The following is a 15,117-nucleotide window of genomic DNA, read 5'->3' as shown; positions in this document are numbered from 1 at the left end:
ATCGATGGAATGCAAGATCGTCAACGGTGCCAACGACAGCAATGTATTTTGCTCGTGTGCTCGTTCCTGACCAGGATTTCGCCTGGTCAGGACACCGTTCGGAGTGTTTGATCTCATAATCCATTGGTCGCGGGTTCGAGCCCCGCCCGCCCCACAAATCCCCAATGAGCAGGGGGTTTTTGTTTTTCACGAGAGGTTTCGATCTAGAACAGCGCTCGTCCACGAATAGATTATTGCGGTGGCATCGGGCCATGGGGACCGCTTCGCTGGACGACATCCGCGAGTTGCGAGACGACTTCGCGACCGAGCTGCGGAGGAAGAACCGCGCGAAAAAGACGATCGACGTCTACCTGGTCCACATCGGCTACTTCGCCGATTACCTGATCTCCGAAGCTCTGCCGACGGACGCGCCCGAGATCACCCGCGACCACATCGGTGGGTACATCGAGACACTGCTGTCGAGGACGAACCGGCGGACCGGTGAGCCGCTGTCCCCGCAGTACGCGCGCAACCAGTATCGGAGCCTTCAGCAGTTCTTCAAATACCTTGCGGCCGAAGAGATCATCGAATCCGACCACTTCGACAAACTGAGCCTGCCGGACGCTCCGGACAAGCTCGTGCCGGTACCAAGTCTCGAATCGCTGCGGACTCTCCTGGACCAGTGCTCCGGAACTGATTTCGATTCGCGGCGGGACAACGCGATCATCCGGTTGTTCGCGGATACGGGCTGCCGCTGCGGTGAAGTCGCCAACCTCGATTTGGACGATCTCGACTTCGAGGAAGACAGCGCGCTGGTCGTCGGCAAAGGCGGCCGGCCACGATCGTCACCATTCGGCGACAAGACTCGCATCGCGCTGCGCCGGTACCTGCGCGCCCGCAACCAACGTTTTTGGTACGCAGTAGATCGGCTCCGGGTCCATCCGCCCGCCGACGCGGCGATTAGTAGCCGGGGCTGGCTTGATGTCTATGCATCGAGTTCACTGAGACGGGGTGCAGCGGCGCAGGAGTGGAGTCGGAGCGATATTCAGGTCGTGGGCATCTGGTTCCAGATCCGCCGATCAGTGTGACGCGGGCGGGATGCTCTGCTCGTACTGGAAGACGTTGTGGGGGTCGTACTTCGCCTTGATCCTGCGCAGCCGCTCGAAGCGCTGGGTCCCCCAGTAGGCGGTCTGCCACTCTTGCATTCCGACGTTCGGCACGTTGACGTAGGCGCCGTCCGCGTAGGGCCGCAGCGCCTGGCTGAACTCAGCGGTCCAGGCCTGGGCCTGCGAGGTCAGCGGGTCGCCGACGCCTGGTTGTGTTGAACGAGTCCCCCAGGCTGCGCCGATCTCGCCGTAGAAAAGCGCGTCGCGATGCGCGAACGCCGTGCCGCCGGGGGGCTCCCTCTTGATCGCCCCACCGAAGGCATCGACGAAGTAGTTGCTCTCCTCTGTGGGAGCGTTTCGCATGAAGTCGCCGATGATGTCGATCGCCTTCTTCGGGAACCGCTCTTTGACGAACTCCGAGAAGAACTTCCAGTTCGCGGGCTCTTGCGCGAGCGGGAGCTGGGCTCCCGCAAAGATGTCGCCCCAGTTACCGACCTGCACCGTGACATCGGGCGTGCCGACCGACAGGATCGGAGCCAGCATCTCTCTGGCCTGTGCCGCTGCCCCGTCCACAAGCCACGCGGACAGCAGGATCTGGGACTTGTGGATCTCGAGCTCGGATCCCAGACGGCTGTCGGCGGACGGTACCGTACGCTGCCATGCCTCGAAGACCCCGTAAAGGTCCCCAAGTCCATCCCATGTCGCCTGCACATAGGCGAGATGCTCGAGCGGATACACCTTATACGTGAGTTGTGTGACGATCCCGAAGTTGCCGTTTCCTGCCCCGCGGAGCGCCCAGAGCAGGTCCGAGTGGTGCTGCAAGTCCGCGTTGATCACTTCGGCGCAGTCGTGACCCGACGGGACGACGACCTCGGCCGCCATCAGGCTGTCGCAGGCCATGCCGAGCCAGCGGTTGAGGGGCCCGAGGCCACCGCCGAGCGTCGCACCGCACAGGCTTACGCTGCCCTCGCTTCCGGTTGTGACCGCAAAGTTCTGGTTCGCGAGCGTCGTCACCGCTTCCAGTTGGTTCAGCCCGGCGCCGACCGTCGCGATACGAGCGCCAGGGTCGATCTGGACCGATTTCAGCTGGCTGACGTCGATTACGATGCCGTTGTCGACGTTCGACCAGCCTTCGAGGGCGTGGCGGCCGCTCCGCACCCGCAGCGCGATGTTGTGCTGCCGCGCCCACGTCAGGGCGTTCACCACGTCCTGGGTTTCCTGCGCGAAGGCGATGACCAGCGGATAGTGAGAAAAGAGCTGGTCCCAGCCGAGTCGCGCATCCGTGTACGACGCGTCACCGGGGCGGACGATGTGGCCGGTCAGCGTCGCGGGCGGGCATCCCGGGCTTTTACTCGGGTGGCCCGCGGCCTCAATTCCTGGTGCGCTTGCGTCCGCAATATCCGGCGTGTCTGCGGCCGTAAGGCCCGAGACAACGACTGCTCCGACGCCGGCGGCCGCTGACGTCCTGAGCAGGTCACGGCGAGAAAGATCGCTCAAGGTCCAGATCCTCTCAATCGGGCTACGCCAGTACCCGGCTGCCAAGGGAACTCTTACCCGCCAACCGCCAGGCAGTCCTTTGTGGTCGACCTCCGCACGGTAACTGGGTGACGTGGCGGTGTGTTCCGACACGCCAATCGAGGACGATGACGACACCCAAACGAGGTTCCCGGCGGTGTCGGCCAGCTCCGCAAAGCCGGACTCGTCGATTCCGAACGCGCCGGAGTGAACGTGGTCCACCACGCCGAACGCGAGGCCCTGTCGGCGCTGTGCGTCGTGCTGGACCCCAACTGCTGCGCCCAGCGGGTTCGAGAATTCGAGTGAAGCGCGACCGAGTTCGGCGAGTTCTTCTGCGGCACCCACAAGGGCTGCACCGGAGACATGGGAAACAGGAATGCAGTGACTTCGAAATGGCGTGTGGCGTGCTACACGCCATTGAATTCGACACCGCTTAAGGTCTGACTCGGTCCGCCCATCAGGGGCAGCTGAGTGGAGGGATTCGAAGGATGAAGTTCGAGAAAATCGCTGCTGCCGTTTTCATGGCCATCTCGGCCGTGGGTGTCACTGCGGCAACCGCCCATGCAGAGCTGGCCGCAACGGAGCAGCCGACTGCAGTGACTGCAGGGAGCACGACTTCCGGTGTGGATCACGGAATCAACTACCAGATCACCGTTTCGCCAGTCGACAGGGTCATTATCACCACCGTCGAGAATGGCAAGTTCGAGATCGCGCAGAACGGTGCGGTGGTGCTCGAGTCCGGCGACGGAGCGGCGGTGACCGAAGTGCCGCAATGGTACGCCGTCGACGGGCGTTCGACCGCGATTGCGCAGCACATCGGTGCGGATGGCCGCACCCTGACGCTGACACCGACCCCGACGGCAGAAGATATTGCGCAACTGAAGGACATCGGCTCCTACGACCGGCTCAAGGAGCAGATCAACAAGAACCTGCCTGGCGTCGTCGGAGGTGCCATCGTGGGCGGCATCCTCGGGGCGTGTCTTTTTTTGATGTGGGGGGTCAGCGTCCCCGTGGGTGTGCTGATCGGTGGAATTGTCGGCGGATACGTCTCGGGCGGCCCGGAGTTTCTCGACGCCGTACAGGCGTTCGTCACCGGCCAGCCGTGATCACGGGCAGGTGAAATAGCGGCCGACTGGTCGGAGGTCGAGGAGCTGTGGAGACCCGCAAGCGGGTGCTCGATGGCCTGGATGTGAGCTGCCACCGATCTCGGGGCTTTGACGGAGCTTGCCGGTGATGGTTGTATCTGCCTGTGCCTGAAGGCTTTCCGGCACGGTGCGTGGTGGCGACAGTAGCCGGTAGAGCCCTTCGGACCAAAGCCGTCATCAAAGAACGAAAAGAGTCTTGTGATCACTTCCATCGCACGCATTCGTCGCCGCTCGGCGACCGCGCTAGCGCTTGTCGCCGCGGCCACCAGCATCGTTGCGCAGCAGGCGGGTACCGCGAGCGCTGCACCGGCGATAACCCTGCCTCCGCTACATGCCGGGTTCGACTACCAGATCACCAGTCCTTACGATCCGCCGGCGGGAGTCACGGTCGTCAGTCGCGATCACAGCGCCGAGCGGGCCGATGGGTTGTACAACATCTGCTACGTGAACGGCTTTCAGGTCCAGCCGGGTGCGGAGAGCGAGTGGCCGGAGGACCTGTTGCTGCGTGACAAGGACGGCAAGGTGGTCTACGACACGAGGTGGAAGGAGGCGCTGCTGGATATCCGCACAGCCGACAAGCGCACCCGCATCGCGGACAAAGTCAACCAGTGGATCGACGAATGCGCGAACAAGCGATTCGATGCCGTCGAGGTCGACAACTATGACAGCTACAGCCGATCGAAGGAGCTGCTGACCACCGACCAAGCGGTCACCTTCATCGCCATGCTCGCCAAGCACTCGCACGACCGCGGCCTGGCCATCGGCCAGAAGAACGCCGCCGAACTCGTGGACAAAAGGACCGCTGCCGGACTGGATTTCGCGGTGTCCGAGGAATGCGGTGACACTGCGGAGTGTGGCGACTACGCGACTGCATACGACAACCACGTCATCGATATCGAATACACCGAACCAGGCCTGTCGGCGGCGTGCGAAGGCTACGCAAGCAGGCTGAGCATCGTGCTCAGGGACGTCGAAGTCTCCACTCCGGGTGATCCCGGCTACGTCCGGAAGACATGCTGAAACCGGGCAGCTGCCGCATTCGGTGCTAACTGATCGGCAGCAGGCTCAGGACCGGGTCGTAGGCCCAGTTCAGCATGCGCTCGGCGTCGTCCTTTGCGGCGGCGTCGCTGTCGCGTGAGCTGTGCAGGACCACACCGATCAGCGGTATTCCTGCCCTGACCGTCTCGAACAGCAGGCAGGTTCCCGCGGCGTCGGTCCATCCGGTTTTGATGCCGATAGTGCCGGGATAGTCGTGCAGCAGCAGGTTCGTGGTCTGCCAGAGGTGATCGCGGTTGCCCGGGCCGGCGGGCAGGTGATAGCTCGGCGACCTGACGATGTCGCGGAACACCGGCAGGCTCATCGCGTGCAGGCCGAGGGCCACCAGGTCCGCGGGTGTTGAGTAGGTGGAGTGGTCGGTGGGGGCGGGCAGTCCGCTGGGGTCGGTGAAATGTGTTCCCGCCAAGCGCATGTGACGCGCGGTGTCGTTCATTTTGGCGATGAAGCCGTCTTGGCCGGGCCCGTAGGCCTCGGCGAGGGTATAGGCGGCGTCACAGCCTGACGGCAGCATCATCGCGTACAGGAGTTGTCGCGCGGTGAGCACCTCGCCGGGGACCAGGCCTGCGTTGCTTCCGTCGTATTTGGTGCAGTAGGCGATGATTTCTTGCGGCACGGTGATAGTCCGGTCGAGGTCACCGGCGTTGATCACGACCAGTGCCGTCATCACCTTCGTGATGCTGGCTATCGGGACCGGGGTGTTCGACCGTCGCGACCACAGCACCGTGCCGGTGATTCCTTCTGCCAGCGCTGCCCCCGGCGCCTGCACTCCGTCCGGCTCAGGAGTCAGCCAGGGCAACTGGATATGGGTGTCGCTCGCAGCAGGGGCGGCCGTGACGCCATGACCGGCTGCCACGACCAGCGCCCCAGCGATGGCAACTTGCAACAATCTAGCAAATGTTCGCATGGCCACATTCTGCCGTTCTAACCCGGCGACCAGCGGTATTTCACCGACCGGATTACCCGCGTCTCCGGCAACAGCACACAATCGGCTAAGTCGGCATGCTCTGAGCCCAGTGCTTCTTGCGTGCGACCGCTCGCTTCAGCGGCATGGCCGTGCCGCTCTGCGGACAAGATCGGCGCTACCTCGCCATTGGCCGGCAACGTCGGTCTTCCCGGCCCCACGATAGGTAGTCGCGGCCAGATTCACCCTGCTCACCGGATCACAGGAACTCGCCGCCGCGATCCGCGCAGGCCGCGCGCTGCGAGCGCGGCCTGCGCCGTTTCTCCTGACTCAGCCGGCGATCGCGAAGAGGGTCGCGGCGACCGCGAAACTCACCACGGACAACACCGTTTCGAGCACCGTCCAGGTTTGCAGGGTCTGTTTGACGGTCAGGTTGAAGTACTTCGCGATGATCCAGAAGCCGCCGTCGTTGACGTGGCTGAGGATGATCGAGCCTGCCGCGATCGCCATGGCGATGAGGGCGATGGCCACCTGCGAGTAGCCGTGCTCGGCGACCAGCGGTGCGACGATGCCGCCGGTGGTCACGATGGCGACGGTGGCCGAGCCCTGCGCGATGCGCAGCCCACAGCTGATCAGGTACGCCAGCACGATCACCGGGAGCCCTGCCGCCGACATGGTGTCGGCCAGCGCGGTGCCGATTCCGGTGGCGGAGATGACCTTTCCGAAGAACGCGCCCGCACCGACCACCAGCAGCAGCATGCCGACCGGTCGCAGCGATTCCGCGGTGATGGCGCCGAGTTGCTGCACGGTGGACCCCCGCCGCAGGCCGAGCACGTAGAAGGCGACGAGCACCGCGATGAGCAGCGCGACGGCGGGTGTGCCGAGGAAGGTCAGCACCGACAGCAGCGTGGAGCCCTTGTCGAGCAGTTGGGTGCCGAAGGTGGCGCCGAGGATCAGCACCAGCGGTATGGCGATGATGGCGCCGATCACCCAGACCGACGGAGGCCGCACCTCGGTGCGGGTTTCCCCGTCCTGTTCGAGCGTCCCCGGCCCGTCACCGACGGTCTGCGCTTCGGGCCGCACCAGGAACTCATCGGGGACCTCGACCTGCACCCGCTTGCCGATGTAAGTACCCCACACGAGGCCTGCGGCAATGAATCCCGGTATGCCGCAGACGAACCCCATCAGGATCAACCAGCCGAGGCTCACACCGAGCAGGCCGCCGAGCGCGACCGGACCGGGATGCGGCGGCAGAAACGCGTGCGTCATCGATAATCCGGCCAGCATCGGCATCGTGTACAACACCAGCGACCGGCCGCCGCGCTTGGCCGCCACATAGATCAGCGGCGCGAGCACGAAGATGCCGATATCGAAGAAGACGGGGATGCCGAAGATGAGCCCGAGTAGCCCCATGGCGACCGGAGCCCCCTTGTCGCCGAACAGCTGCAGTAGCCTGCCGGTCAATACATCCGCGCCACCGGAACGTTCGAGGATCGCGCCGAGCACCGTGCCCAATCCGATGATGACCGCGATATGCCCGAGGATGCCGCCGAATCCGGTCTCCAGCAACGACTCTCCGGGTTTGATCGCCGTGCCGACGATCTTCTCGACGGGTAGCCCGGCGGCCAGCGCAAGACCGAGCCCGGTGAGCAGCAGCGCGATGAACGGCTCCAGCTTGAACTTGATGATCGCCAGCAGCAGTGCGGCAATGGCGAGACCGCAGAGCACCAGCAGCCCGGGGGTGGTGGTGCGCAGCCAGTCGACGGTGGCGCCCATGGGTTACCTCAATTCATGGATCGAACGAACGATGCCGCACGCGAGGCGATGGTGAACCAGCGCCCCTCGGCGACATCGGAGGGGGCAACGACGTCGGTTCCCGCGGTGACCGCGGCGGCGCCGCAGGCGAGGAAGTCGGCGGCGTTGCCCGCGTTGACGCCACCGGAGGGGATGAGCGCCACGTCGGGGAACGGACCGTGCAGGTCCTTCAGGTAGCCGGGACCAAGGGCCCCGGCAGGGAAAATCTTCACCGCGGCCGCGCCGAGGTCGAGTGCTCGCATGACCTCGGTGGGGGTGAAAGCTCCCAGGATGACCGGGATGTCGGCCCGCACCGCGACGGCGGCCACCTCCGCCCGCAGGCCCGGCGTGACCAGGAAGCGGGCGCCGTGATCGATGGCGGCCTCGGCCTGCTCGGCGGTGGTCACCGTGCCGACGCCGAGCACTGCCTCGGGCACCTCGGCCGCCGCGGCGAGGTGCCCGAGCACGCCCGGGGTGGTGAAGGTGAGCTCGATCGCGCGAATTCCCGAGCGCGCCAGCGCATCCGCCAGCGATACCGGATCGGGGATCGCCGGCGCCCGGACCACGCTGAGGACCCGATCGGCCAGGATGACCTCTATGGCCGAGACGGTCGAGGTGGCGGACGCGTTCATGCTGTCTCCTTCCGCGCGGCATCCATGCGCAGCGCGCGTCCGGCGAGATGCCCGGTAGCGGCGCCGTTTTCGAGGGCGAACTCGCCGTTGACGAGCACGTGCCGGATGCCGCGCGCCTGCTGTTTCGGGTTGTCGAAGGTCGCCGTGTCGGTGATGGTCGCCGGGTCGAACAGCACGAGATCGGCGGCGTAGCCGGTGCGGATGAGGCCGCGTTCCCGTAGCCGCAGCCGGGCGGCGGGCCTGCCGGTGAGGTGGTGCACGCACTCCTCGAGCCCGAGGACGCCGAGGTCGCGCACGTAGTGGCCCAGATAGCGCGGGAAAGTGCCCCATGCTCGCGGATGCGGCCGGTCACCGACGAGCAGCGCGTCGCTGCCGCCCATGTGCCCGGCGTGCACCATGATCGCGCGCACGTTTTCCTCGTGCCCGACGTGCTGCAGGATGGTGGTGGCCAGCTGGTCGCGGCGCAACAGATCGAAGAACACCTCGACCGGCGCGACGCCGCGGTCGGTGGCTATCCGATCGACGGTCTTGCCGACGTACTCGTCCAATGCCGAGTTGCCGACGCCGCTGATCTGAATGGTCTCCCACTCCACGGTGACCCCGTGGCAGCCGTCCGAGCCGTTCACGTCGACGTCCGTGGTGATGCGCGCACGGGCCGCCGGATCGTCGAGCCGGGCCAGCGCGGCGTCCGGGCCGCCGGACATCGCCCAGCTCGGCAGCAGCGCCGACAGTGTCGTCGCACCGGGCAGATACGGATAGGTGTCGAGGGTGACATCGCAGCCCTCGGCTCGTGCCGCGTCGACGAGTGCCAGAAATTCCGGTGCGCGCCCTCGGTTCACGCCGAAGTTCATCGTGGCGTGCGTGAGATGCAGTGCGCACCCGGTGGTTCGGGCCAGCCCGATCATCTCCGCGTAGGCTTCCAGCGCGCCCGCGCCGTAGGAGCGGGTGTGCGGTGCGTAGAACCCACCGAAATCGGCGACCACCTCGCACAGCGCCGCCAATTCGCCGGTGTCGGCATACATTCCCGGCGTATAGGTGAGTCCGCTGGACATACCGACCGCACCCTCGCTCAGCCCCTGCGCGAGCAGTTCCCGCATGCGGCGGATCTCCTCCGGCGTGGCAGGGCGCTGGTCGGCCCCGACAACGAGCAGCCGCAGCGTCCCTTGCGGTACCAGGTAGGCGGCGTTCGGTGTGATGCCCTGATCGAGCCGGTCCAGGTACTCCGCGACGCTGCGCCAGGAGAAGTCCAGGTCCGCGGGATTGCCGTTCCACCCGGCGATCTGGCGCCGCACCACGGCCAGCGTGGCATCGTCGATCGGGGCGTAGGACAGCCCGTCCTGCCCGATGACCTCGGTGGTGATGCCCTGGCTGACCTTCGGGAAATGTCCGGGTTCGGTGAGCAGATGCAGATCGGAATGCGCGTGCATATCGATGAAGCCGGGAGCCAGCACCGAACCGGGCTGCGCTTCGATGACCTTCGCGGCAGCCGCGGTGCCCGGTTCGGCGATCGCGCTGATCCGGCCGCGCTCGACAAGGACGTCACCGCGGAAGCGGGGCGCGCCGGTTCCGTCGATGATGTCGACATCGCGAATCACTAAGTCCGTCATGGTCACTCGTCAGAAGAAGGTGTGCAGGAAGTCGACAATGCGCGGCCGTTCGGCATGGGCGTCATCGATGACGGGGATCAGCCGCCACTTGTCGAAGGCCGTACAGGGATGCGACAGGCCGAGCTGCACCACGCTGCCGACGGGCAGTTCCCCCGCCGTGCTGCCGGGCAGCCGCAGGAAGGTGTGCTGGTCGTTGAGCGCGCTGACCGTCGCCGCCGGGTTCAGCGGCGGTCCATCCGGTCCGGCGATGAGTTGCGGAACCGGGAGCCCCTCGTCGAACGGGAAGTCGCGCTTGCCCGCGTCCAGCAGTGCCAGTTCCGGCTCCGGCCGCGAGACCGTGCGCGCCCAGCCGTGCATGGCCGAGCGCAGTGGACGCCCGCGGTGCGGTGCGGCCAGCGGGGAGATCCCCGCGTAGAAGCCGTCATCGTGGATGAGGTAGGCGCCCGAGCGCAAGACCACCGTGGTCGAAACTCCGTGCGCGCCTTCCTCGTCGGCGAGTCCGGACAGGCAGTCGACGACCAGGTCCGGATAGGCGCTGCCGCCCGCGGTGACGATCGCCGCAGCGGGGTAGCGCCCCGCCGCGGCGAGTTCGCGGTGCAGCCGGGCGAGCTCGCCGAGGTAGTGGCGGACCGCGTCGATGGCCTCCGGGGTGCGGTCGTGTGCGAGTGCGCCCTCGTAGCCGCCGACACCGGCCAGCGTCAGGCGGGCCGATCGATCCACCGCCGCGGCGATGGCGTGGGCCGCCTCGACCGTGCGGGCGCCGGTGCGGCCGTTCGGTCCGCCCAGTTCGACGATCACCCGCACGCGCGCACTGCCCGGCACCGCCGCCAGCTGGGTATCCATCAGCTCGACCGTGCCGGCACTGTCCACCCAGCAGACGAACTCGAACGCCGGATCGCGGGTCGATTCCTCGGCGAGCCAGCGCAATCCGACCGGATCGACGAGGGAATTCGCCAGCACCACACGGCCGACGCCGAACGATCGCGCCAGCTGGACCTGCCACACGGTGGCGAGCGTGATGCCCCACGAACCGGCCGCCAGCTGACGGGCCCACAGCTGTGGCGCCATGGTGGTCTTCCCGTGCGGAGCCAGCTGGACCCCGGCGGCCTTGGTCCAGTCGGCCATCACCGCCAGATTCGTCTCGACCGCCGCCTGGTCGATGGTCAGCACCGGAGTTTCCAGTTGGTCGAGAGTGGGTGCGGTGTCGAGGAATTCGCGCACCGTCCGGCCCCAGGCGGCGGGCGGAAGGCCCTTGTGTTCCGGCCCGAGCGTGCGGTCGGCGAGGGCTGCGACGAGTTCGTCGTCGATGGCCACGGCGCTCCTTCCCGGCGGATTCGCACCCGCAGATCAATGTCCTATATGCATTGCATATTTTGCAACGAATGTTGCGTATTATGTTTGTGGTGGTTATTGTGCACGTGACGGCCACTGGCCGCAAGCGCAGGAAGGAGATCGGTGTGACGTGGCCTACGTCGGGCCGCCCGCGGGCGGTGACCGTCGGCGAGGGACTCGCCGTCCTGGTCGCACGCCCCGGCCCGCTGGAGGAGTCGGACACGTTCGAACGGACCGCCGGTGGCGCCGAGGCGAATGTCGCCACCGTGCTCGCCCAGCTCGGCGTCGACGCCGCGTGGCTGTCCCGGGTCGGCGAGGACGGGTTCGGCCGGTATCTGGTCGGGCATCTGGCCGCGCACGGCGTGAACGTCGCGGCGGTCGTCACCGATCAAGCCCGGCCGACGGCGGTGTATGTCAAGGAACGCGGCAGCGGCTCGGGCAAGGCCACCGATCTGGCGGAGCGGGCCAGCCGAATGCTGTACTACCGCACCGGTTCCGCGGGCAGCGCGCTGTCCGCGGACGATCTCGCCGCGACCGCGGCGGCCGAACTGCTCGACCGCTGCGACATCGTGCATTTCACCGGAATCACCACGGCGCTGTCGGCGACGGCGACGGCACTCACCGAAGCCATCATCGCGCTTCCCCGGCACGGCAGGCTGGTCAGCTTCGACCTGAACTTCCGCCCCGCGCTGTGGACCGGCCGGACCGAGCAGGCGGCCGATGTGCTGGCGCGGCATGTCCGCGGCTGCGATGTGGTGTTCCTCGGCGCCGACGAGGCCGAGGAGGTGTTCGGTACCGGTGACGCGGACGAATTGCGCGCGCTGTTCCCGCAGCCGCAGCAGCTGATCGTCAAGAACAACGAACATTCGGTCACCGGATTCGCCGGTGCGCAGCGCGGCGAAGTGCCCGCGCTCGCGCTGGAGGTGGCCGAGCGGATCGGCGCGGGTGACGCCTTCGCGGGCGGATATCTCGCGGCGCTACTGCACGGGCGCCCGTTGGAGCAGCGGTTGCGGTTCGGACATCTGTGCGCCGCCGCGGCGCTGACCGGGACGGGTGATGTCGCGAAGCTGCCGCCGCCGGATGTGCTGGCGGCGTTGAGCACTCGCGATCGCTCGGACTGGGCCCGCATCCGCTACCCGGATGCCGTCATGACCGAGAATGTGGCCTCATGAGTGAGATGAAGCCGAGCGCGGGCGAGGCGAAGTCATGAGTCAAAGTCTGCTGCGTGCGCTGACCATTCTGGTTGCGCTCGGCGAGGATTCGAAGTCCCTCGACGAGCTGGCGGTCCAGCTGGGGGTGCACAAGTCGACGGTGCTGCGGCTGCTGCAGACCATGGAATCGGAGCGCTTCGTCACCCATGACAGCACGCACCGCTATGTGCTCGGATCGCGCACGTTCGAGCTGGCCAACCAGGCGCTGGAGCAGCGGGATATCCGCACCGTCGCGCGGCCGCACCTGAGTGCGCTGAATTCCACGACCGGCCAGACGATTCACCTCGCCACCTACGAATCGGGCGAGGCGATCTACATCGACAAGCTCGACGCCATCGAGAGCATGCGCATGTACTCCAGGATCGGGCGCCCCGCACCGCTGCACTGCACGGCGGTCGGCAAGGTGCTCGTCTCATCGCTGCCGCGCGCCGAATGGCGGGCGGTCGCACAACGTCTCGACTACCGCCCGTTCACCGAGCGCACCATTCGCACGGCCGAGCGTTATCTGGCCGAGCTGGAACGCGTTGCCGCACAGGGGTATGCGGAGGACCACGAGGAGCACGAGAACTTCGTCAACTGCGTCGGCGTTCCGGTCCGCAACGGCATCGGCACGGTGGTCGCCGCCCTCTCGATGTCGGTACCGGACGTGTTGCTCGACCACGATCAGGTGCTGGCCATGCTGCCGCAGGTGCGCGCGGCGGCCGATGCCATTTCCACCGAACTCGGCTGGACACCCGGTCGGCCGCCCACCACGACGAAAGACTGAATTCATGAGCGAGAAGATCGCCGTTCGCACCACCGACGCGCCCGCCCCCGCGCACACCTTCTCCCAGGGCGTCCGCAAGGGCCCGTTCGTCCAGGTCTCCGGTCAGGGGCCGGTGGACCCGGTGACCAACGAATATCTGTACCCGGGTGACGTTGCGGCACAGACCATCCGGACGCTGCGAAACGTGCAGGCGATCATCGAGGCCAGCGGCGCCACCTTCGACGATGTGGTGATGTTGCGCGTCTACCTGACCAGCCGCGACGACTTCGCCACCATGAACGAGGCATACGGCGAGTTCGTCGGCGCCAACACCACCGGCGATGTGCTGCCGTGCCGCACCACCGTCTTCACTGGTCTCCCCCGCGCGGAGATGCTGGTCGAGATCGACGCCGTCGCCATCGTCGAGGGCTAGCGTCGTGAGTCGTCAGCTCATTCTTCTCCGCCGAGGCACGGTGGCCAGGGTCAGCGCTCTTGGAAAACCCGGCATTCGCTCGACATCCGGCTGGCTGCCCCGCCATGCCGATTCGATGTTATGAGCCTGGTCGAGCGGAGGGTATGGGGAAACCGCACAATCCGCCGCTACGTGCCCGGACGAGCCTGACCGCATTGCCGCGGGAGGTACCGCGACACCAACCACCTATTGTCTCCGTACTGTCGAGACCAGCGCCGATCACTGCTGGTTCTACCGACGCTCATGCTCGGACTCCGAGGGCTTTCTCGAGCCGAGCTGGATCGATCGGTGGTCGACAAAGCCCTATGCGATCGAGCCCAACGCCGACTGGATGGCCCGAACCGCGCGCAAGCCGTTGTGACATTGCGGTCGGTCGCAGTAAGACCCCGGAGCGACGGAACTCACCGGTGAGACGCTCAGCCGGCAGACCCCTTGCTGTCCGGGCTGCGGTGCTGATGTTGTTCGGGGAGCATACTTTCGGGGTGGACCCACAGCAGCACGTTGTCCAGGCGTCCGCCCCCTTCTCGTCCGAAAAAGTCGAGGACGTCGTGGTCCGAGTAGCGGAGACTGAAATGTGTCAGGACGAACAGGTTCTCGGGGTGGGCCTCGACCACTGGCCTGAGACGGCTCCAGAGGGTGTGCCCGACCCGATCCGCCCGCTCCCGCTCGCTGTCGTGCAGGAACGTACATTCGGTGATGACCACCGGATACGCAAATAGCCAGGGATTCCTTTCGAACACACTTACGTGCGTGTCACCGAGGAAGGCGAACAGCGGCCGCAGCACCTCGTGTTCGACCTCGTCCCCCTTCTGTCGCCGCTCGGCCATGATTCGTCCGAACTCACGGCCCCGTCCTTCCTCAGCCAGTGAGCGGCGCAACTCCACGTACTGGGGCAGCAGTGCCTTGCCGATCTCGGAGACGGCGTATCCCACGCAGGGCACTTTGTGTTCGCACTCCACGACACGAACATGATGCGGCCGTCGGCCGAATGTGAATTCGTCGCCCTGTCCTACCCCATGTAGCCGGTAGCCGCCAGCGAGGTGAGGGTCATACCCTGCGCCATGATTCAACTCCGCCGACGCCCGCAGAAAGGACTCTGCATAGGGCACAGCTTCAGCGGGCAGATAGATGTCGGTACCCGGCCGCGAGGCCAGGAAGTCCAGATCCTTCACGTGGTCGTGATGGGTATGGGTGAGCAGCACTGTGTCGACTTGACGCCCTTCACACAGGCCCGCGTCCAAGCTGCACCGCAGCTCGGGGATATGGAAGAAGGTCTTGTCGTTCGCACGTGAATAACCAGTAAGGGTGAACGTGGTTCCCGGTATCTCCCAGGTCTTCCATTGGCGAAAAGGATGTCCCCTTTCGAGCCGTTCAGGGCTCTTTACCTGGACATTGGAAGCCTTCGTCATTGATGCACCTCTCGGGTACCTGCTGGTGGACCAGCCTGTCCACTGCCGACGTTCGATCGTAACCAGACTGCACAGATCGGCCACTGTGATTATCTGCGCTGATCGCGCGCCGGCGACCGGTCGAGCATCAGGGGGCGCCTCATCCGTTCGGGTGAAATCGGTTTGGCCGGCGCGTCTGTGGGGATTGCCTCCCATGCCGGCGACTCGAGGCGG

General features: G+C 66.0%; 13 protein-coding genes. 6 read left to right on the top strand and 7 right to left on the bottom strand.

From position 1 onward, the window contains the following. Positions 1 to 251 precede the first annotated feature (251 nt). A complete protein-coding gene (locus OHA40_RS07140) occupies positions 252 to 1,067 on the top strand; it encodes a tyrosine-type recombinase/integrase (protein ID WP_330232278.1) in 816 nt (271 codons plus the stop codon). On the opposite strand, the gene OHA40_RS07135 is transcribed toward OHA40_RS07140, so the two are convergent. Beyond that, positions 1,059 to 2,288 carry an FAD-binding oxidoreductase gene (locus OHA40_RS07135; protein WP_330234078.1) on the bottom strand — a complete coding sequence of 410 codons (1,230 nt, stop codon included), beginning with the start codon at positions 2,286 to 2,288 and terminating at the stop codon, positions 1,059 to 1,061. The two genes, OHA40_RS07140 and OHA40_RS07135, sit on opposite strands and share 9 nt — an antisense overlap. Before the next feature lie 800 nt (positions 2,289 to 3,088). On the opposite strand from OHA40_RS07135, the gene OHA40_RS07130 reads away from it, so the two are divergent. Continuing rightward, positions 3,089 to 3,706, top strand: a complete 618-nt coding sequence (locus tag OHA40_RS07130; RefSeq protein ID WP_330232277.1) for a hypothetical protein — start codon at positions 3,089 to 3,091, stop codon at positions 3,704 to 3,706. Between the two features lie 237 nt (positions 3,707 to 3,943). Further along, positions 3,944 to 4,765 carry an endo alpha-1,4 polygalactosaminidase gene (locus OHA40_RS07125; RefSeq protein WP_330232276.1) on the top strand — a complete coding sequence of 274 codons (822 nt, stop codon included), beginning with the start codon at positions 3,944 to 3,946 and terminating at the stop codon, positions 4,763 to 4,765. Between the two features lie 25 nt (positions 4,766 to 4,790). Here the strand turns inward: OHA40_RS07125 and OHA40_RS07120 are convergent, their stop codons facing one another. From OHA40_RS07120 to OHA40_RS07100, 5 genes are all read right to left on the bottom strand, one after another. Continuing rightward, a complete protein-coding gene (locus tag OHA40_RS07120) occupies positions 4,791 to 5,705 on the bottom strand; it encodes a D-alanyl-D-alanine carboxypeptidase family protein (protein ID WP_330232275.1) in 915 nt (304 codons plus the stop codon). Between the two features lie 327 nt (positions 5,706 to 6,032). Further along, positions 6,033 to 7,478 (bottom strand): GntP family permease, encoded by a 1,446-nt coding sequence (locus tag OHA40_RS07115; RefSeq protein ID WP_330232274.1) that lies wholly within the window; start codon positions 7,476 to 7,478, stop codon positions 6,033 to 6,035. 8 nt (positions 7,479 to 7,486) lie between these two features. Beyond that, entirely contained in the window at positions 7,487 to 8,128 is a 642-nt protein-coding gene (locus OHA40_RS07110; RefSeq protein ID WP_330232273.1) for a bifunctional 4-hydroxy-2-oxoglutarate aldolase/2-dehydro-3-deoxy-phosphogluconate aldolase, read from the bottom strand. Beyond that, positions 8,125 to 9,735: an N-acyl-D-amino-acid deacylase family protein gene (locus tag OHA40_RS07105; protein ID WP_330232272.1), complete on the bottom strand. Its 1,611-nt coding sequence runs from the start codon at positions 9,733 to 9,735 to the stop codon at positions 8,125 to 8,127. The genes OHA40_RS07110 and OHA40_RS07105 overlap by 4 nt, the downstream gene beginning before the upstream one ends. A 9-nt stretch (positions 9,736 to 9,744) precedes the next feature. Beyond that, entirely contained in the window at positions 9,745 to 11,049 is a 1,305-nt protein-coding gene (locus OHA40_RS07100) for an amino acid deaminase (RefSeq protein WP_330232271.1), read from the bottom strand. Between the two features lie 143 nt (positions 11,050 to 11,192). On the opposite strand from OHA40_RS07100, the gene OHA40_RS07095 reads away from it, so the two are divergent. Genes OHA40_RS07095 through OHA40_RS07085 form a run of 3 tightly spaced genes read left to right on the top strand, consistent with a single transcriptional unit; the run spans position 11,193 to position 13,456 of the window. Beyond that, positions 11,193 to 12,239 carry a sugar kinase gene (locus OHA40_RS07095; RefSeq protein ID WP_330232270.1) on the top strand — a complete coding sequence of 349 codons (1,047 nt, stop codon included), beginning with the start codon at positions 11,193 to 11,195 and terminating at the stop codon, positions 12,237 to 12,239. A 34-nt stretch (positions 12,240 to 12,273) separates the two neighbouring features. Further along, positions 12,274 to 13,044: an IclR family transcriptional regulator gene (locus OHA40_RS07090; RefSeq protein WP_330232269.1), complete on the top strand. Its 771-nt coding sequence runs from the start codon at positions 12,274 to 12,276 to the stop codon at positions 13,042 to 13,044. Positions 13,045 to 13,048: 4 nt separating this feature from the next. Continuing rightward, positions 13,049 to 13,456, top strand: coding sequence for a RidA family protein (locus OHA40_RS07085; RefSeq protein ID WP_330232268.1), 408 nt, complete (start codon positions 13,049 to 13,051; stop codon positions 13,454 to 13,456). Positions 13,457 to 13,911: 455 nt separating this feature from the next. On the opposite strand, the gene OHA40_RS07080 is transcribed toward OHA40_RS07085, so the two are convergent. Then, a complete protein-coding gene (locus tag OHA40_RS07080) occupies positions 13,912 to 14,904 on the bottom strand; it encodes an MBL fold metallo-hydrolase (RefSeq protein ID WP_330232267.1) in 993 nt (330 codons plus the stop codon). Positions 14,905 to 15,117 lie beyond the last annotated feature (213 nt).

The sequence above is a fragment of the Nocardia sp. NBC_00508 genome (assembly GCF_036346875.1).
GTDB lineage: Bacteria > Actinomycetota > Actinomycetes > Mycobacteriales > Mycobacteriaceae > Nocardia.
The sequence above is the reverse complement of the archived record's forward strand: the minus strand, read 5'-3'. Positions and strand labels throughout refer to the sequence as shown.

Excerpts from the sequence above, each read along its gene's own strand:
- OHA40_RS07120 (WP_330232275.1), bottom strand. The coding sequence starts at position 5,705 with ATGCGAACATTTGCTAGATTGTTGCAAGTTGCCATCGCTGGGGCGCTG.
- OHA40_RS07115 (WP_330232274.1), bottom strand. The coding sequence starts at position 7,478 with ATGGGCGCCACCGTCGACTGGCTGCGCACCACCACCCCCGGGCTGCTG.
- OHA40_RS07090 (WP_330232269.1), top strand. The coding sequence starts at position 12,274 with ATGAGTCAAAGTCTGCTGCGTGCGCTGACCATTCTGGTTGCGCTCGGC.
- OHA40_RS07085 (WP_330232268.1), top strand. The coding sequence starts at position 13,049 with ATGAGCGAGAAGATCGCCGTTCGCACCACCGACGCGCCCGCCCCCGCG.
- OHA40_RS07080 (WP_330232267.1), bottom strand. The coding sequence starts at position 14,904 with ATGACGAAGGCTTCCAATGTCCAGGTAAAGAGCCCTGAACGGCTCGAA.
- OHA40_RS07140 (WP_330232278.1), top strand. The coding sequence starts at position 252 with ATGGGGACCGCTTCGCTGGACGACATCCGCGAGTTGCGAGACGACTTC.
- OHA40_RS07110 (WP_330232273.1), bottom strand. The coding sequence starts at position 8,128 with ATGAACGCGTCCGCCACCTCGACCGTCTCGGCCATAGAGGTCATCCTG.
- OHA40_RS07105 (WP_330232272.1), bottom strand. The coding sequence starts at position 9,735 with ATGACGGACTTAGTGATTCGCGATGTCGACATCATCGACGGAACCGGC.
- OHA40_RS07130 (WP_330232277.1), top strand. The coding sequence starts at position 3,089 with ATGAAGTTCGAGAAAATCGCTGCTGCCGTTTTCATGGCCATCTCGGCC.